Consider the following 17,539-nt stretch of genomic DNA (forward strand, 5'->3'; position numbering starts at 1 on the left):
GCAGTCGGAGAAAACAATGAAGAAGAAGAGACGGTAGACGGAGAGGTGGATCATGACCGCGCAAACGTTGCTGCTCACGCCTTGGATGGTGCCACATCAGGTCATCTCCTGGCAGACCGCCGTGACCCTGAGCTTTCTGGGGAAGGTGGAGGTACTCGAGACGTACGACGACGAGATTCGTTCGCCCACGATGACCATTCGCGCGCCGGCCGTCGTCCGGCTGAAGCGTCATGGGAATTCGCACAAGCGCGGCATCAAGTTTTCCCGCACGAACGTGTTCGTGCGGGACGACTTCCGCTGCCAGTACTGCGGCGTCCAGAAGGACGCGGGCGATCTCACGTACGACCACGTCCTGCCGCGCGTGCAGGGTGGCCGGACGGTATGGGAGAACATCGTCGCGTCTTGCCAGAGCTGCAATGCGAAGAAGCGTGGTCGCACCCCGGAGCAGGCGGGCATGAAGCTCTTGAAGAAGCCCGAGAAGCCCCGGTGGTTGCCCGCGGCCCCCGTCGTCCGGCTCGGCGCGCGCAGAATCCCCGAGATCTGGGTGCATTACTGCGCTGCGAGCTGAGGTTCCCCCCCGCGCTTCGCGGCTGGGCGAAGCGCGCCCGCGGAACCTTTTTTGAACAATCCATTACCGAGGAGATACTTGTGACGCTCGATATGAATCAAATGGAGGGCGTTCGGATTCGTTTGCCCATGGAGTCTGCAGCCGTCGCTGCAGTCGTGCTCGTTGGTGTCCTGCTGCTCGCGATCGCCTCGCGGATCGTCGAGGCGAACGGGGCTTCATCGCCGGAAGGTGCGCGCTCGATGAGCGCGGCGTCGCCTTCCAACGCGCCCGACTCGGCGCGGTTGCTCGCGGATCGAGGACGCCCTGGGCGCCGGTTCTGAGCATGACCGTCCAACGTACCCACGACCTTCACCCCCCGCGGCGCTGCGGCGCCGAGAGGGGGATTTGGAAGAAGATCTGATCAGGGATCAGGCCTGTTTGGAAAACAGTGCGCGCCCCGTCGAGGGGCGTGAGGTTCGAGTCCTCCTTCTTCCGCCGTAGAGAGCATTCCGGGTGTGGACCCGGCGCCGTTTTGAACACGGAGGGCAGCCTCGCTGCGGGGTTCGACTCCTCTGCTCTCTGCCATGCTGGAAGACGAACTGATCAGGGATCAGACCTGTTTCGAAAACAGTGGGCACCCACGGGTGTGGGGTTCGAGTCCTCCGTCTTCCGCCGTTTGTTTCTGGAAGCGAGAATCGGCCGTGGGGCCGAGCCCGTTTGCTACTCGGTGCGTGCCTCCGGCATGGTGTTCGACTCACCCCGCTTCCGCCGACGTCATTTCACGAGATGTTCGAGCCCCGAGAGCACGAGCACCTTCATGCCTTCCTCCCCGAGCGGCTCCTGCGGGCGTTCGGACGCGAGGCTCCACAAGGCGGAGACGCGTGACCCCGTTCCGCCCCGCGCGGCGCGGAGGCTTGCGGCCTTCGTGATCCACCCGCCGCCACTTGGGTTTGTCCGGGCGATCTCCACGAGCGCGGGCGTGAGCGCCTCCAGGAACAGCGTGGTCGCGTCCATCATCGGTGTTCGCTTGCCCTCTTCGTCGTCCTCGTCCTCGTAGATGCAGGGCTTTTCGAGATCGGGGTTCGCGAGGAGCTGGTCGACCGCCTCGATCGCCATCCGACGCTCGTTCTCGACGATGACGGCCGGCGCGTCGAGCTCCTTCAATCGACGGAGCCGGTTTCTCCGGTTCACGATGCGCCGATACGCATCATGGATTGCGCGGCCGAAGCTCGCGTCGCCCACGAGCGCCAGGGATTCCTCCACGCTCGCCGCGCGCAGGGGAGGGGCGATCAGGGGGATCGACCACCAGACGAGCTCGTTCGGGGACCAACCATTCACGCGCTGCCCTGCGGCCTCGGCCTCGCCGACGCGCGAAAGGAGCGTGGCCGGGTCCTTGTAGGAGAGCTCCAGGAGGTCATCCTCGGTCATTGCGAGGAGCGGTGCGAGGAGCAGCCGCGCGGGCCAGGGGACCACGGGATCGACCATCGCGACGTGCGCGTATCGCCGGAAATCGGGCGGGTTTCCGAAGAGCTTCGGACACAGGAGCCCGCCCACCTCGGGCTGCCTTGTGCGGAAGTTCAGCGTCTCCGGACGCTCGACGTCGCCGGCGGACCACGAGGGCGTACGCTCGGAGGCCCCGGTTTCGAGGGAGAGATCGAGCGTACGGCCGCCGAGCGTGATGCGCAGCCCGAGCACACGGCCGAGCGCGCGGAGGCGCTGGAAGATCAGCGAGGAGGGCAGGTCCATCGACACGGTCACCGTGGCGGGTTCGTCGCGCATGAAGCGGCATCGTTGCGTCCTTCGACAGCGCGCGTCAATGGCCGGCGTCGGCCCGAGGCTTCCGTTGGAGGCGCTCTCCGTGGTATGAGCGCTTCGTGCTACGCAGCCTTCTCAGCACTGCGGCCTCGCGCTTCGATACTGCCGTGGGCGGGGCCTTGCTCCTCCGGCGCGGCCGGCCCAAGAGCCCGCAGCCGGATCCCGAGGCGCTCGGCCACGCAGCGCGCATGGAAGCGCTCGCGCTCTTGCGGAGCATCTACGACTTGCCCGAGCATTACGAGCTTGGGTTTTTCCCGACACCCGCGCCGCTCACGCCCTCCATCACGCGGGTGCGGCCGATGGGCGGGCCCGAGCCGGGCACGGTGCTGGATCTGACGTGGCCGAGTCGGTTCGATCCGATCGCCGCCGACGTCCGCGAGAGATACCTTTCGCACGAGGCGAACGCCACCGCGGCGGCGCGGCTCTTTTTGCATGCGGGGCCTGCGCGGCCGGCGGCGATCCTGATTCACGGGTACCGTTGCGGCCAGTATCGCCTCGAAGAGCGGATCTGGCCCGTGCAATGGCTCTACGACCGTGGCCTCGACGTCGCGCTCTTCGTGTTGCCTTTCCACGCCGTGCGCTCGCACGAGTCTTCGCCGCGGTTTCCCGGCAGTGATCCGCGCGTCACGAACGAGGGCTTTCGCCAGACCGTGCTCGATTTGCGCGCGCTCCTTTCGTTCCTGCGGGATCGCGGGTCCGAGGCCGTCGGCGTCATGGGCATGAGCCTCGGCGGATATTCGACGAGCTTGCTCTCGACCGTCGACGATCGCGTCGCGTTTGCGGTCCCCATCATCCCGCTCGCCTCGCTCGCCGACGTCGCGCGGGCCGCTGGGCGGTTCGTGGGCAGCCCCGAGGAGCAGCGCCGCCAGTACGAGGAGCTCGATGCCGTGCACCGCGTCGTGAGCCCGTTCGCGCGGCCCTCGCGGATCCCTTCGGATCAGGTGCTCGTCCTCGCGGCGAGCGAGGACAAGATCACCCCCGTCGATCACGCGCGCCGCCTCGCCGATCATTTCAATGCGCCGCTCGAGACGTTCCACGGCGGCCATTTGCTCCAGTTTGGCCGGGCAGACGCCTTCCGCGCCGTGGGCCGGATGCTCGGGCGCCTGGGGCTTTTTTCGCGACGCTAGGCGGGCGAGCGGCGATGAACGAAGCGCGCCGGCCCGTGGTCTTCGAGTGCGTCACCGTGCACGAGCGCAGGTTGCGGGTCGCGCGGCGCCTCGGCTGGGCGAGCTTCGTTTTGGCGCTCGGGCCGCCCATCGTCTCCCTGTTGCTCCAGACGTTGTACGACGTCCTCGGCATCGCGTGGCCCCTGGAACTCGCGCGCGCCATCGCGTTCGTGTGGGTCTACTTTCTCCTCGTCTGCCCCGCCCTGGTTCTCCTGAGCGCCCTCTTCGCGCGGCCCACGAGGGCCGGCTGGCGCGAGCTCACGAGGGCGGAGCTGGATTCGCGCGGGATTTCTTTTCGCAAGATGGGACACGAGCGCCGCATCGAGCGCAGCGAGATCACGGACGCCGTGGTCCATTGCGCCCCGAGCGAGGGCATCGAGGTGCACCTCGTGGGAGGCGATGTCCTCGCGATCCACCTGCCGGACGAGGAGATGGCGCGCGACGCCGTGGAGGCGCTCGGATTTTCCGCGGACGAGCGCCGCGTGACGATCCGGCTGGCCTCGCCGCAACGAATGGTCACGGCCGGGTGCGTGGGCTTGCCCGTGAGCTTTGGCCTGGGTGCCCTGTTTCTCGTCGCGCTCAAGAACGTCGGCATTTCGGCATGGAGCTCGGTTTTGGGCTCGCGACGGGCACGGCAGTGCTGACCCTGCTCTCCGTGCGCGCGTGGAAGCCAACCGAAATCGTGGTGGGTACGGATGGCGTGCTCGTGCGGCACCCGTTCTCGAAGACATACCTTCCGTATGCGTCCCTCGGACACGTGGCGACAGAAGGGGATCGATTGCGGTTGTTCCCGAAAAACGAGGACGACGCGACGCTGCAAATGCAAGGGGAGCCCGCGCTCGTCGTCGCAGCGGCGAGCCGGATCGAGGAGGCGCGCGCGGCGGGAGCGGCGGGCGACTCGCCAGCGCGCGTGCGTGAGCTGCTCGATCGCAAAGGCAGGACTCTCGCCGAATGGCGCAAGGCCCTCTTCGGGCTGCTTCAGGGCGGCGATTATCGAAACGCGACCGTCACGGACGAGGCGCTGCTCGCGGTGCTCGAAGATCCCGGCGAGGATCGCGGCCGCAGGATTGGGGCCGCGATGATCCTGCGGATTGCCGCGCCCGAGGCCGCGCCGCGGATCCGCATCGCCGCGGAGACGAGCGCCGACGAGGAACTCCGCGCCGCGCTTGAGAGCGCCGCCGAGGAGGAGCTCGACGACGCCACGCTCGAGCGGGCGCTCGGGCTCGGCGTCACGCGTGGCTCTTGATCATTTTTTCGAGCCGGCCGAGCGCGCGCGTCAGCGACTCCTCGCCCGGGCCAAACGAGAACCGCACGTGGTGCCGGAATCGCGAGGCCCGGTGCGCCCTTCGTTTGCCCGGGTTCACGTCGAAGAACTCGCCCGGCACGACGATCACGCGGTGCTCGAGGGCGGCCCGGAAAAACGAATGCCCGTCGTTGATGCCCGGCGGGAGATCCGCTACGGAGCCGAAGACGTAAAACGTCCCCTCGGGCGCCACGTCGACCTGGATTCCGAGCTTTCGGAGGCCCTCCAGCATGAGGTCGCGTTTTTTCGAGAACGTCCGCTGAATCGCCGCCGTCTCGGCTCGCACGTGTTCCATGTCGAGCAGGGGCACGGCCGCGCGCTGCATCGGCTTCGAGCCGCCGCCGTCGAGGAAGCTGCCCGCGCTCGCCACCGCGTCGATCACCTCGCGCGGACCCACGGTCCAGGTCACGCGCCAGCCCGGGTAGCGCCAGTTCTTCGTCAATCCGTCGAAGATGACCACGGGATCCTGATCGACGTCCTCCACGTACCGCGCCGCGCTCTCCATCGGCGCGGGCCCGCCGAGGCCGTAGACGTAATGCGAGTAGAACTCGTCGAAAAGCATCGTGCAATCGAGGTTGCGCGCGGTGCCGACCCACGCGGCGAGCTCCTCGCCTCGGACGTGCTTGCCCGTCGGATTGCACGGGTTCGACGTGAGGATCGCGCCGAGGCCGCGGCCCTGGATCTCCCGCCGGAGGTCACCCACCGAGAAGGCATACCCGCGCTCGCTCTCCAGGAGAATCGGGATGGGCGAGAAGAGGCGGAAGACGTCGAGCAGCTCCTCGTATGCCGTGTAATCGGGGAGGAAATGGCCGAGGTTGATCTGGCCGAGCGCCGCGGCCGCGCGTGTGAGCGAGGCGCGCCCGCCGCCGGAGACGCTCACGTTCTCCGCGCTGTAGCGCGAGGGCATGCCCCGCCGGTAGGCGCGATTGTAGAAATCGGCGATGGCCTCGCGTAGCTCCCACAGGCCGGCGACGGGCGCGTATTCCTGATCGTCGCCGGTGATCGTCACGGCCTCGCAGCGCGGCGGCGCGCCCGGCAAGGCCCCGGTCTCGGGCTGGCCCTGGCCGAGGTTGCACCAGGCGTCCTCGCCCGTGTCCACGCCCGGGCGATAGCCGTGCTTCGTGGCCTCGCCCATCACGTAAATCACGCCCGTCCGTGGCACCTTGCGGAACGCGCCGAGGGATTTTTCTTCATTCGGCCCGCGCAGGATGGGCTCGCTGCGCATCTTCGGCGCCGGAGGGGCCTCGATTTCAGAGGGCGGAGGCGTGTCGATCGTGTCGTTCGTGCTCATGGCGATGAATCCGTCAGGCCTTGGCAGGGGGCGTCGCGTCGGGCTCGTCTTGGAGGGGGACGATCTTCGGCTCCACCGTCTTCGGCATGAGCGCGAGGAAGAGGCCGAGGCAGAAGACGAGCGAGATCAGGGTGAGCGCCGTGTATTTGTCGTCGTTCCAGTAGGAGCTGATCCACACGAACTGGCTCAGCGCCGCGAGGCCGAAGAGCGGGGCCTCGAAATCCCTCCGCACCTTCGTGAGCGGCGCCGAGAGGATCATGAACGAGTAGTAATAACAGGTGAGCTGGGACAAGAGGATCATCCAGACCTGCCCCAGGCATTGCGCGACCCACAGGTTCTTGATCCGGCGCTGCACCCAGACGCTCAGCGCGAGGGTGAGGCCGATGATCAGGTACGCGACGATCTTGTACTTCTTGTACCGCTCGTTGCGCATGTTCTTCCAGGTCTCGAAGGGGTCGGTGAGCTTGACGTCCTTCGTGAACTTCATGCGCCCGGAGGCCTTGCTCGCAGCCTCCTTGTAATGGAACACGTCGCTGATCTTCTGGACCGTGTCCGGGTTCATGAGGCCGCGGGCCTTGAGCCGCTCTGAGATCGGCGTGAGCGCCTCGCCGATCTGCGAGATCGCCTGCGCCTTCATGTCGTGCGCGACGAGCACGCGCAGGCCCATGTGGTTCGTGAGCGGGGTCTGGTCGTGGACCTCGAGCGTGTGCTTGTAGAAATCGTGGTACGAGCGCGGGCCGGACACCACAAGGCTGAGCGGAATGAGCACCGCCGCCGCGGCCGTGCCGCCGAGGAGCATTTGCACCTGCTCGCCCGTCATCTTGCGCTTCCGCACGATCGTCCAGCCCACCGTGACGAGCAGGCCGACCACGCAGAGGCCGGGGAAGATACGCAAGAGCCCGGCATAAACGAGCGCCGCGCCCGCGAGCTTCGGGTACTTCTTCCGGAGGAGGCTGACCGAGAGGACGAGGAAGAAGAGCCAGTCCTGCCGCAGGAACGCGCCGCCGGTCCAGTAGAACGGCGCCGACGACTGGCAGCCCCAGAAGATCGCCCCGACCGCGAAGACGCGCCATCCGAACGCCCACCACAGGGCGACGAACATGCCCAGCGTGTACACGATGTCGAGGGCCGAGAGGAACTGGCAATACCACACGCTGGCCGGCTGCAATTCGGCGAAGAACCGGCCCATGATGGTCCACACGGGCGGCGGGTTGTACCCGTGGTCCTTCTGCATGTCCTCCCAGTAGCCCTTGCCCGAGACGGCCCGGAAGAACTTCACGTCTTCCTTGAACTTCTCCCAGCGCTCCTGCGGGAAATGGTTCTTGCACGTCTCGCCGGGGTTCTCGAGGAACTGCGCGGCCGGGACGAGGAGGTTGTCGCCGCCGAGGTTCCGGATCTTCTTGTCCGGGTGGCGCACCTCCTTCGTCATGTCGATGCGCTCGGCCCGGCCGTCCACGTGCTTGTAATTGACGACGCCGAGCTCGTCCTGCGCGATGAGCGAGCACTTGTAAAGGCCGTCGTACCCCATTTCCTTGAAGTACTTGGCCCCCATGTAATAGTGGAACTGGTCCCATCGATGGTAATACTGCGGGTATCCGAAGCGGAACCCGTTGAAGTAAGCCACGATGGCTGCGACGGCGAGCGTCACGCCGATGTACTTCTTCCAGCGCTCCGAGACCGGGCGCTTCATCGCCGCGCGGTGATGCTCGTAGAAGACGCAGCCCGCCGCCGTGATGGCGAGCGCCGCCTTCATGATGTCGACGGTGCGGGCGTGGTCGTCGGTGAGCTTCGTGATCCCGAACGTGGCGAGCGCGGTCGTGCCGATCACCGCCAGGTACCGGAACCAGACGCGCACGCGCTCGTCGACGGACCGGTCCACGAACCACAGAAGGAAGAAGTAGAGGGCACTGACGAGGACGAGCAGAAATATCTGCGGGATGCTGAGCTGCTTCATTCGACGCTTCGTGCGAAAGGAGGGCCGCACCCGCCGCCACGGACGGTCAAGACGCCGAGAGCGGGCCGGACGTTCGGCGACACCTTAGGCGGACCTTGACCGATTGCCTAGTGCGATGAGCCACGTCGTTTCACGCGGCGCGTCAGTCCCCCATGGTCGCCCGCCGCAAACGGCCTTTCGCAGCCTCGTTCGGGCACGGCCCCAGGGGAGGACCGGACGGGACCGGAGCGCTTCGGGGAACGTCCCCGAGGCGATACTGGAAGGGCTCGTCTTCCCGCCTCGGGCGGAGGCCCGAGAGACGCGGATCCGACGCGAAATCCCGCGCGCTTCGGCGTGCTGCTCGTGTATCGTCGAGCCGTGGTCACGAAAGTGATTTCGCCATTCTTCGCGGTGGTGCCTGGGGGCAGCGGCAAGCCGTCGTCGCGCGGTGATCAGAGCCCGCCTTCGCGGGTCGAGCGATCGGGTCGCGGCGAACGCGAGGAAGGGGAGATGGGCTTCGTGCTGGAGTCCGGCGACGCCGCGGAGCCGCTGCCCTGCAGGCTCGTGCTCGGCTTTCGCGAGGCGCTCTCGGCCGCCGAGGATCCGGCCGTGGCCATGCCCGCGCGGCTCGTGATCGTGGAGCCCGACGGGAGGACCGACGACTGGCTCGCGCGCTGGTCCGAGGACGACGAGCAGGTGCGTCGCACCGTGACGATCTGTCGCACGCACGACGGCACGAAGGTGACGGCGGTCGTCACGCTCGCCTCGTACGGGCGCGGCACGGCGACGTCGCTCGCGGTCGAGTCGGTCACGCTCCCGCAGCGCCGCCGCATCGTGCGCAGCGGTGTGCATCCGAAGTCGTTCCTCGACGCGGTGCTGTCGCGCGTGCGGCAAGGTCAGAGCAGCGCGGGCGCCGCGAGCTTCGAGCCGACCGATCCGTCACCGTCCGCGTGAAGCAACAAAGCAGCGCTCGATCGCCTGGTTTTCTCGCGATTCGCGGTTTGCACCGTGGACGCTGAGGTGATAGGGTCGGAGCAGTATCGGAGGGATTCACGTCCGGGATTGGTCCTGCTGGGGAGCACCCTGGCGTCGGTACGAAACCACATCGCCGCGCCCTTGGCACGACGATGCTTCGAACGAACACCCACGCCTGCCGAGCGCGCGAGCGCAGGCTCGGCAACGGGGTGCCGGCAAGCCGGAGGAGGGATGGTCACCATGCAGAATACCCGTGGCTCTAACCCGGAGGCTTCGGGCTACTGACCATCACGAGGTGCTCGTAGCGGCGTTCGCGTCGCTGGGCATCAGGTCCTCCGGCATGGAGGCGCCATAGGGCGCGCCTCTTCACCGGCGGGCCGGGTCAGAGTTGGCCTCCGCCTGGATCTCGACATCGACGGGAGTCGACGCGGAATCCAGGCCAGGGATGTGGGGCCTGAGCGGGCCAGAGGTGAGACCTCCGGCCCGCTCTTTTTTTGTGCTCGCGCAGCGGAGCGCGCCACGCTCACGGCGATGTCCCCCTCCGCTGGAAACACCTTCCTCGTTGGCCTCGCCGGGGCGCTCTGCTTCGTGGGTTGCGGCGACGGCAAGGTCGATCCCCATCACCCCGGGGAGTTGCTCGGCACGTACGAGGTCTCCGCCACGCGCGAGACGACGACGTGCGGGGAAAACGCGCTCGGCTCCCCAGCGACGTGGGAGTTCCAGGTCCGCCTCTCGCGTGGCGACGGCGATCTCTACTGGGACAGCGGCGCCGAGGTCACTCCTGGGACGCTCGGCTCCGACGGTCGACGTTTCTCCTTCACGACGAGCCTCGTCGTCGACATGCGCGCAGGCGAGACGCCGAGCAACCTGCCGCCTTGCACGATCGTGCGCGGCGATCGCGCCGAAGGGCTGCTCGACGAGGATGAGGGCGGCTTTACGGGCGAGCTCGCGTATTCGTTCACGCCGTCGCAAGGTTCGAACTGCACGGACCTCGTGACAGGCGCGCAGCCGACCTTCGCAGCGCTGCCGTGCGCGATGACGTACGTACTCTCGGCTGAGCGAACCGTCGCGCCGCCCTGATGCTCTCGGCCTACGACAGGAACCTCGCGCGCCGTGCGCTCAGCATCGCCGCGCTCATCGGGTGTGTCGTGCTGCTCGTCGTCACGGCGACGGACGAGGGCGGAGGTTTTGCGCAACGTGCAGCGCTCTGCGCGGCGCTCGCGCCGGCGGCGGGCGGGATCGGCGCGCTCGCGGCGGCGAGGATCGCTCGTGCACGCGGAGAGACGCGCGCGCTCGAAGCGCTCGGCGCGGATCCTTTCCGTGTGATGCGCGGCGCTGTGCTCGGCGGGGCGATCGTCGCGGCGATCGGCCCGGCCCTCGTGCTCGCCGAGGTCGCCGATCTCGAACCGCTGTTCCCGAGGCCCGCGGCGCCGAGCGTCTGGATCGCCGAACCGGACGGGGGCATGCGTGATGCGATCCGCGGCACGAGGCTCGGGCCCGGCGGCGCGCTCGAGGTCGCCGCGCGCGCCTCGGAGGCCTCGGCAGGGGCGCCCGTCGGGGAGCGTCGCGCGGCCGTCGGGATCGCGCTCGTGCTCCTCGCGTTTGCCGCGCCGCTCGGGGCCACGCGGGACGGGGGTTCGTCTGGCCGCGCCGCGTTCGCCGTGCTCCTCGTCGTCGCCATGATCGCCGCGTTCCAGTTCGTCGCGGCGGGCCGCGCGAGCGCGTTCGTCGTGTGCGTCCCGCCGCTCGTCCTGCTCGCGCATGCGCTCGTCTCGCGCTACCGTCCCGCCCCTCCCCGATGAGCGAACCGATCGTATCGCAGGGCGGATTCCTGGGCCGGTTCGGCGTCGTCGTGCACGGCGGCGCCGGCAACGTCAAACCCGAGCGTCGCGCGAAGCACGCGGAAGGTTGTCTCCGCGCCGCGCGCGCGGGCCTCGAGGTGCTGCGGCAGGGCGGCAGCGCGCTCGACGCTGTGGAGCGCGCCGCGCGCGCGCTCGAGGACGACACGCTCTTCAACGCGGGCACGGGCGCGTGCCTCGACGAGGAGGGGCGCGTCGCGCACGACGCTTCGATCATGGAGGGGCACGGCCTCGCAGCCGGCGCGGTGTGCGACCTGCGCGGCTTTGCGAATCCGATCTCGATCGCGCGCGCCGCGCTCGATGATGGTCGCCATGTGCTTTACGCGTCCGAGGGGGCTGCGAGGTTCGCCCGCGCGCGTGGCTTCGTCCCGGTCGGGGACGAGGCGCTTGTCACGGAGGCAGCGCGCGAGGCGCTCGCAGCGGCGCGGGAAGGCGCGGCGCCGATGGGCTGGGCGGGCAACACGATCGGCGCGGTGGCGCTCGACGGCCATAGGCTCCTCGCGGCGGCGACGAGCACGGGCGGCATGGTGAACAAGCGCGTGGGACGCGTGGGCGATTCGCCGATCATCGGCGCGGGCACGTACGCCGACGACGAGGCCGGCGCGGTGTCCACGACGGGCCACGGCGAGGGCATGATCCGGCTCTGCATCGCGCGGACGGCCGTGGAGCACATGCGCGGGGGCGTGGCGGCGGAGGAGGCGGTCCGCCGGTCGATCGAGCATTTGCGTGCCCGGATCGGATCGACGGGCGGCGCGATCGCGATCGATCCGCGCGGCAACTACGGCCTCTCGCGCTCGACGGCGTCGATGTCGTGGGCCGCGACGTGGGCCGAAGGCGAAGCGTCAGGCTTCTAGATCCTGCGGTTCGGCGGGGCGATCGGCCGCGATGCACAACCGGCCCGCGCTCGTCAATTTTTTTGCAACGAAAGCCGACCCGTCCCTGCGCTTTCCCTGGATCCCGTGTGAATCCGGATAGATCGGCGCGGGGATGGGGGCGGCTTTCGTTTTGTCGTCCTGGAAATATTACGCTCGCCGTGCACGCGCGTCGGACGGGGGCGGTGCGCGCAAAAATGAGGAGAGGGGGGATCGAAGAAATGCTTGACGGCCGGGCAGAAACTCCGAACATACGAACCCACCACACGGTGACCTTCTCGGTGCCCGTGAGGTCGCGGGTTCGGCAACGGTTGAATCCGGTGAACCATCTCGTTCCCGAGGGGTGAGATATCTGCCAGCGCGCAATGGGGCGTAGACTGAGTCCAGGTAGATTGCCGACGAAGGAACAGGTTAGGTCAACATGGCTCTCAATGCGTATCTCCGTCTGAAGGGGCAGAAGCAGGGCGAGATCAAGGGCTCCGTGACCCAGAAGGGTCGCGAGAACAGCATCATGATCATCGCGGTCTCGCACGAGATCATGAGCCCCCGCGATCCGGCGAGCGGCCTGCCGACCGGCAAGCGCATGCACAAGCCCTTCATCGTGACGAAGGAGCTCGATAAGGCGTCGCCGCTGCTCTACAGCTCGCTCGTGAACAACGAGAACATCTCGGAGTGGGAGCTCAAGCACTACACGCCGCAGGTGAAGGCGCAGCAGGGCGTGGGCACCGAGGTGAACCACTACACGGTGAAGCTGATCAACGCGAACATCGCGTCGATCAACTTCCGCATGCCGAACAACCGGAACCCCGATCTCATGAAGTACGCCGAGTACGAGGAGATCGCGTTCACGTACCAGAAGATCATCTGGACGTGGACCGAGGGCGGCATCACGGCCGAGGACGACTGGGAGACGCCCCTCTCCTGATGTTGGACTAACGTCCAGCGAAATCAGCCGGGCGGCCAACGTGCCGCCCGGTTTTCGTTTGTCCGTAGGACGGGGGCAGAGTAAGCTCTTCCAGGATTGGTGCCGAGGCTTGATGGATCCCCGATGGCCCTGAACGCGCATTTGAGAATCGTCGCGGAAAAACAGGGCGCGATCCTGGGCTCGGTCACGCAAAAAGGACGCGAAGGATCGATTCAGGTCATCGCGGCCATGCACGAGATCGTGAGCCCACGCGACCCGGCGAGCGGTCGCCCTACGGGCAAACGCGTGCACAAGCCGTTCGTCGTGACCAAGGTCCTCGATCGGTCCTCGCCGCTGCTCTACAGCGTTCTCTGCAACAACGAGAACATCAAGAGCTTCGAGCTCCAGTTCTACACGCCGGACAAAACCGGCATCGAGAAGCAGCACTACACGGTGCGCCTCGAGAACGCGAACATCAGCTCGATCATCTTCCGGATGCCGAGCACGCGCAGCAAGATCGCGTCGCAGCTCCCCGAACGGGAAGAGATCTCGTTCACGTACCAGAAGATCGTCTGGACGTGGAACGAGGGCGGAATCTCAGCAGACGATGATTGGGAGACGCCGAGGTAACGGCGTTTAGCCGACGGTGCTTCCGTGGCGGCCCGCGCCCTGGGTGAAGCGGGAGGCGCCTTCGAGGGATTCGCCGCTCAATGCATTGAGGCCGTGGCGAAGCTCGTTGCGTAATGCGTCGCCGAGGGGGAGGTCGAACTGCTCGTAGGCGCTCAGGCGGTCGCCGCGCATGCATAGCTGCGGGAACGCAGCGAGCTCGTGCGCAAGCTTCTCGGCAGCCTCTCGTGCATGGCCCTTGGGGACGACGCGATTCGCGAGGCCGATGCGCAAAGCCTCCTCGGCGTCGACGGGCCGGCCCGTGAGGATGAGATCGAGCGCGCGGCTGAGCCCGATGAGGCGCGGCAAGCGGACGGTGCCGCCGTCGATGAGCGGGACCCCGAAGCGACGGCAGAACACGCCGAGCACCGCGTCGTCCTCGACGATCCGGAGATCACACCAGAGCGCGAGCTCGAGCCCGCCGGCGACGGCATGCCCCGCGACGGACGCGATGACCGGCTTTTGCAAAAGCATGCGCGTTGGGCCCATGGGCCCGTCGCCCTCGGCGTCGACGCGGTTCGGCGCGCCCGCGGCGATCGCCTTGAGATCCGCGCCCGCGCAGAACGTGCCGTGATCGCCGTGCAGCACGCCGACGGACGCATGCGGATCGCTTTCGAAGGCGCAGAAGGCGTCGGCGAGCGCCTCGGCGGTGGCGCGATCGACGGCGTTGCGCCGCTCCGGCCGGTCGAGGAGGACGGTGGTGACGGGGCCCGATCGTTCGACGCGCACGCTCATGGGGCATGGTATGAAGCGTGCGGGGCGCGCCGCAAGGCCGCGGGCGATACGCGAGGCGAACGGAGAGGCGAGCATGAATTTCGAATTGGACCCGGGAATCGCCGAGCTTCGGCAGAAGGTGCGGGCGTTCGTCGAGGAGCGCGTCGTCCCGAGCGAAGCGAAGATCGTGGCCGAGGATCGCGAGGGCAAACGCGAGACCTTGTCGCGGCTGCAAGCGGAGGCGAAGGCCGAAGGCCTATGGGTGCCGCATTTGCCGCCGGCGTACGGCGGGCGCGGGCTCGGCATCATGGGCATGTGCGTGCTCTTCCGCGAGATGGGCCGCTCGCCCGTGGGCGCAAAGGTGTTCAACTGCGACGCGCCGAACCAGGGCAACATGGATCTGCTGCTCGGCGTGGGCACCGAGGCGATGAAGGAGCGTTATCTGCGCCCGCTCGCGGACGGCTTGATCACGAGCGCGTTTTGCATGACCGAACCCGCGCCCGGCGCTGGCGCGGATCCCTCGAATCTGCGCACCCGCGCCGAGCGCGACGGGAGCGGCTGGGTGATCACGGGGCGCAAGTGGTATTCGACGGGCGGCCGGGACGCCTCGTTCCTCATCCTGATGGCGCGGACGAGCGACGATCCGAAGGGCGGGGCGACGATGTTCCTCGTGGATCGGAATGCCCCGGGCGTGGAGTACGTGCGTGACATCCCGACGATGTCCGAGCCGTTGCTCGATCACCGCGAGGGCGAGCTCGCGTTCCACGGCGTGCGCGTGAGCGACGACGCGGTGCTCAAGGGCGTCGGCGACGGTTTTCGGCTCGCGCAGCAAAGGCTTGTGCCGGCGCGCCTGACCCATTGCATGCGCTGGCTCGGACTTGCCGATCGCACGCTCTCGATGTGCAAGCAGTACCTCGTGACGCGCGAGAGCTTCGGCAAGAAGCTCGCGCAGCATCAGCTCATCCAGCAGAAGATCGCGCACCACGCGCTCGGGATCCACGCGGGCAACCTGATGACCTACCATTGCGCGTCGATGCTGGAGAAGGGGCTCGACAAGGAGTCGCGGCCGTACTCGTCGATGGCGAAGCTCCACGTGGCGCGGCTGCTCTGCGACGTGCTCGACGACGCGATCCAGATGCACGGCGGCCTCGGGTACAGCGAAGACGTGCCGTTTTCGGCCTGGTACCGCTATGCGCGGAGCGCGCGGATCGCGGACGGACCGGACGAGGTGCACGAGGTCGTGATCGCCCGCGATTTCTTCACGCGGGGGCTCGATCTCCTCGTGTAGGCAAGGCATGACCGGCAAGAAAAAGCCTCTCTCTGCCCGCGCGCAGCGCCGGGAAGCCGAGCGCGCCGCGGTCAAGCTCGTGCGGGATCGCGAGCGCCTCGCCTCGCTCGAACCGGGCGGCTCGCCCGAGCGGCCCATCGCGATCACGAGCGCCTCCGAGGTCGAGGTCGCGGCGCGCGGGATGCCTTGCGTGCATTGCAGCGGCGAGGTGCGCGTCGACGAGCACCTCGCGGAGACGGTCGGGACGTCGCGCCTTCGCATCGCGCGTGTCGTCTGCCCGGCTTGTGGCGTGCGGCGGTCGATTTACTTCCGCCTCGGCGCGGGATTGCCCAATTGACGACGCTCGGCCTGGCCTACACTCGACACCTTGGAGGTGGGCTCATGAAAAGCCGATCATTCTCATCGATCTTGCTGGGTCTCGCGCCGTTCGTCCTCGCTGCGTGCGGGGGAGGGGACGCGAGCCCGGGGAGCCCGGACGTCGGGCCGAGCGCGGCTTGTGTCGCGCTCGGTTGCGCGACCGATCAAAAGATCTGCGTCGAGGACGGGGCCGGCGCGCGTTGCGAGGGGTGCCCGAGCGGCCAGCATGCTGCGTCCTCGGGGACGTGCGAAAAACTCTCCGGGACGCCGCTCGCACATACCTTCGGCGAGTTCACCGTGGAGGCGGGCCAGGAGATCAAAGGGCTCTGCCAGAGCGTCACGCTCAACAACGCGACCGAAATTTGGGTCAACGCCGTTGAGCTCCAGCAGAACGAGTCCTCGCACCATTCCAACTGGACGTTCGTCCCTTCGGACAAGTTCGACGGCCCCGACGGCGTCTGGAAATGCTCGGAGCGGGATTACGATCAGGTCTCGGCCGCGCTCGTGGGCGGCGTCATCTACGCGCAATCGACGCAGACCGAGCGCGAGGTGCAGAAATTCCCGGACGGCGTGGCGGTCCGCATCCCGCCGTATTCACGCATCATCGGCGACGTTCACCTGCTCAACACCTCCCAGGCGCCCATCACGGGCACGCTGAGCCTCACGCTCTACGGCGTGCCGAAGGAGGAGGTGAAGCACAAGCTCACCCCGTTCCACCTCGACTACCACGGCCTCGCCATCCCGCCGCACTCGAAATCGCGTTTCTACGGGGAGTGCGCGCTGGAGGGCCCGTTTGCAGCCTCGGGCAATACGTTCGATCAGAACGTGTATTACATCCTGCCGCACACCCACGAGATGGCGAAGCGGTTTTTCCTGGAGATCCTCGGCGGTCCGCGCGACGGCGAGACCATTCTCGAGCTCTCGGCCTACAACGGGGAGGCGCACGGCCGCGTCTACGAGAAGCCGATCGACATGACGGGCGCGGAGGGCTACCGCTTCGGCTGCGAGTACGACAATCCCCGCGACGAGACCGTGACCTGGGGGTTTGGTGATCAGGAGATGTGCGAGCTGCTCGGGTTCGCCGAGGGGAACGTGGCCTTCGAGTCCGTCATCTCGTCGGCGCAGGAGGTCGGCGCGGACGGCGATCTCCGGCTCTTCTCGGCCCCGTGCGTGACGTACGCGTTCCCGTGGGACCACGACAAACCGGGCGGCCCGCCGCCGCCCTGAGTCACTTCGCCGATTGCAGCATCGTCCGGAACGCGTCGCGCGCGGCCTGCACGGTGTCGCTCGGGCCGGACATCTTGAAGAACCAGGTGCCTCGATCCGGGGTCTTCACGGCCGCACCGACGAGCCGGAAGTTCTCCTTCACCATCTGCATCGCTGCGCGCTTCTTCGGGCCCACCGGCGGGCCGAGCGCGATCTTGTAGGTCCCCGTCACCTCGACCGTCTCGACCTTGAGCGCGCCCACGTCGAAGCTCTCCCGCTTGGCCTGCGCCCCTACATCCCCGTCGAACTGGCCGAACCACTCCTTGAAGCGCTTCTCCGGGTCGCCCGCGGCGCCCGTGCCGTAGAAGAAGACCTCGATGTCGGCCTCCTCCTTGTCGTCGCCGGCCTTCGTCGTCTTATAAGCGGCCTTCTTCGGCCCGCTCTTGGGCGGATCTTGCACCGTCCAGGCCGCGGGCGTGGCCCACTCGAGTGGGGCGATGGAGGTCGTCTGCGGCCCCGTTGCCGGGGGCGGGTCGGGCTCGGCGGGGCTCTTGGAGCAGGCGGCGAGCGAGAGGACGAGGAGGGTGGCGTACCGGGAAACCATGATAGACGTCGAAGGGGCCCCTGGCCCATGGCTACACCA

Annotated in this window: 18 protein-coding genes and 2 tRNA genes; 15 read left to right on the forward strand and 5 right to left on the reverse strand. The window is 67.6% G+C overall.

Annotated elements, in window-relative coordinates; genetic code table 11:
- The first annotated feature begins 52 nt into the window (after nucleotides 1-52).
- From POL67_RS19305 to POL67_RS19315, 3 genes are all read left to right on the forward strand, one after another.
- Complete coding sequence (locus POL67_RS19305; RefSeq protein WP_271919061.1) at nucleotides 53-568, forward strand: HNH endonuclease; 516 nt, start codon at nucleotides 53-55, stop codon at nucleotides 566-568.
- A 386-nt stretch (nucleotides 569-954) separates the two neighbouring features.
- Nucleotides 955-1,042, forward strand: a tRNA-Ser gene (locus tag POL67_RS19310).
- Between the two features lie 94 nt (nucleotides 1,043-1,136).
- Nucleotides 1,137-1,219, forward strand: a tRNA-Ser gene (locus POL67_RS19315).
- A gap of 102 nt (nucleotides 1,220-1,321) precedes the next feature.
- Here POL67_RS19315 and POL67_RS19320 read toward each other — a convergent pair.
- On the reverse strand, nucleotides 1,322-2,326 hold the full coding sequence (locus tag POL67_RS19320) for a hypothetical protein (RefSeq protein WP_271919063.1): 1,005 nt from the start codon (nucleotides 2,324-2,326) through the stop codon (nucleotides 1,322-1,324).
- Between the two features lie 95 nt (nucleotides 2,327-2,421).
- On the opposite strand from POL67_RS19320, the gene POL67_RS19325 reads away from it, so the two are divergent.
- The 3 genes from POL67_RS19325 to POL67_RS19335 are packed head-to-tail and all read left to right on the forward strand — an operon-like array spanning nucleotide 2,422 to nucleotide 4,774.
- Nucleotides 2,422-3,489, forward strand: a complete 1,068-nt coding sequence (locus tag POL67_RS19325; RefSeq protein WP_271919065.1) for an alpha/beta hydrolase family protein — start codon at nucleotides 2,422-2,424, stop codon at nucleotides 3,487-3,489.
- A gap of 14 nt (nucleotides 3,490-3,503) precedes the next feature.
- Nucleotides 3,504-4,172, forward strand: coding sequence for a hypothetical protein (locus POL67_RS19330; RefSeq protein WP_271919067.1), 669 nt, complete (start codon nucleotides 3,504-3,506; stop codon nucleotides 4,170-4,172).
- Complete coding sequence (locus POL67_RS19335; protein ID WP_271919069.1) at nucleotides 4,130-4,774, forward strand: hypothetical protein; 645 nt, start codon at nucleotides 4,130-4,132, stop codon at nucleotides 4,772-4,774. The genes POL67_RS19330 and POL67_RS19335 overlap by 43 nt, the downstream gene beginning before the upstream one ends.
- Here the strand turns inward: POL67_RS19335 and POL67_RS19340 are convergent.
- Together POL67_RS19340 and POL67_RS19345 are read right to left on the reverse strand one after the other, a co-directional pair.
- Complete coding sequence (locus POL67_RS19340; RefSeq protein ID WP_276075795.1) at nucleotides 4,758-6,122, reverse strand: pyridoxal phosphate-dependent aminotransferase; 1,365 nt, start codon at nucleotides 6,120-6,122, stop codon at nucleotides 4,758-4,760. The two genes, POL67_RS19335 and POL67_RS19340, sit on opposite strands and share 17 nt — an antisense overlap.
- 13 nt (nucleotides 6,123-6,135) lie before the next feature.
- Nucleotides 6,136-8,076 (reverse strand): hypothetical protein, encoded by a 1,941-nt coding sequence (locus POL67_RS19345; protein ID WP_271919071.1) that lies wholly within the window; start codon nucleotides 8,074-8,076, stop codon nucleotides 6,136-6,138.
- Between the two features lie 357 nt (nucleotides 8,077-8,433).
- Between POL67_RS19345 and POL67_RS19350 the strand changes: the two genes are divergently transcribed.
- The 6 genes from POL67_RS19350 (at nucleotide 8,434) to POL67_RS19375 (ending at nucleotide 13,295) form a co-directional block, all read left to right on the forward strand.
- Nucleotides 8,434-9,009: a hypothetical protein gene (locus tag POL67_RS19350; protein WP_271919072.1), complete on the forward strand. Its 576-nt coding sequence runs from the start codon at nucleotides 8,434-8,436 to the stop codon at nucleotides 9,007-9,009.
- 552 nt (nucleotides 9,010-9,561) lie between these two features.
- The gene (locus POL67_RS19355) at nucleotides 9,562-10,110 is read left to right on the forward strand and encodes a hypothetical protein (RefSeq protein ID WP_271919074.1); all 549 of its coding nucleotides are present in this window, start codon (nucleotides 9,562-9,564) and stop codon (nucleotides 10,108-10,110) included.
- On the forward strand, nucleotides 10,110-10,832 hold the full coding sequence (locus POL67_RS19360) for a hypothetical protein (RefSeq protein WP_271919077.1): 723 nt from the start codon (nucleotides 10,110-10,112) through the stop codon (nucleotides 10,830-10,832). The genes POL67_RS19355 and POL67_RS19360 overlap by 1 nt, the downstream gene beginning before the upstream one ends.
- Nucleotides 10,829-11,743, forward strand: coding sequence for an isoaspartyl peptidase/L-asparaginase (locus POL67_RS19365; protein WP_271919079.1), 915 nt, complete (start codon nucleotides 10,829-10,831; stop codon nucleotides 11,741-11,743). Before POL67_RS19360 ends, POL67_RS19365 begins: the two co-directional genes overlap by 4 nt.
- 439 nt (nucleotides 11,744-12,182) lie before the next feature.
- Complete coding sequence (tssD, locus tag POL67_RS19370) at nucleotides 12,183-12,686, forward strand: type VI secretion system tube protein TssD (RefSeq protein ID WP_271919080.1); 504 nt, start codon at nucleotides 12,183-12,185, stop codon at nucleotides 12,684-12,686.
- Nucleotides 12,687-12,809: 123 nt separating this feature from the next.
- Complete coding sequence (locus POL67_RS19375) at nucleotides 12,810-13,295, forward strand: Hcp family type VI secretion system effector (protein WP_271919083.1); 486 nt, start codon at nucleotides 12,810-12,812, stop codon at nucleotides 13,293-13,295.
- Nucleotides 13,296-13,301: 6 nt separating this feature from the next.
- On the opposite strand, the gene POL67_RS19380 is transcribed toward POL67_RS19375, so the two are convergent.
- A complete protein-coding gene (locus POL67_RS19380; protein ID WP_271919085.1) occupies nucleotides 13,302-14,066 on the reverse strand; it encodes a crotonase/enoyl-CoA hydratase family protein in 765 nt (254 codons plus the stop codon).
- A gap of 73 nt (nucleotides 14,067-14,139) precedes the next feature.
- Between POL67_RS19380 and POL67_RS19385 the strand changes: the two genes are divergently transcribed.
- From POL67_RS19385 to POL67_RS19395, 3 genes are read left to right on the forward strand one after another with little or no spacing between them, the layout of a single operon-like run.
- Nucleotides 14,140-15,333 (forward strand): acyl-CoA dehydrogenase family protein, encoded by a 1,194-nt coding sequence (locus POL67_RS19385; RefSeq protein WP_271919087.1) that lies wholly within the window; start codon nucleotides 14,140-14,142, stop codon nucleotides 15,331-15,333.
- A gap of 7 nt (nucleotides 15,334-15,340) precedes the next feature.
- Entirely contained in the window at nucleotides 15,341-15,670 is a 330-nt protein-coding gene (locus POL67_RS19390) for a hypothetical protein (protein ID WP_271919089.1), read from the forward strand.
- 44 nt (nucleotides 15,671-15,714) lie between these two features.
- Nucleotides 15,715-16,917, forward strand: coding sequence for a hypothetical protein (locus POL67_RS19395; protein ID WP_271919091.1), 1,203 nt, complete (start codon nucleotides 15,715-15,717; stop codon nucleotides 16,915-16,917).
- Between the two features lies 1 nt (nucleotide 16,918).
- Here the strand turns inward: POL67_RS19395 and POL67_RS19400 are convergent, their stop codons facing one another.
- On the reverse strand, nucleotides 16,919-17,500 hold the full coding sequence (locus POL67_RS19400; RefSeq protein WP_271919093.1) for a hypothetical protein: 582 nt from the start codon (nucleotides 17,498-17,500) through the stop codon (nucleotides 16,919-16,921).
- Nucleotides 17,501-17,539: the final 39 nt, after the last annotated feature.

Origin of the sequence: Polyangium mundeleinium (assembly GCF_028369105.1) — a bacterium.
GTDB classification, from domain to species: domain Bacteria; phylum Myxococcota_A; class Polyangia; order Polyangiales; family Polyangiaceae; genus Polyangium; species Polyangium mundeleinium.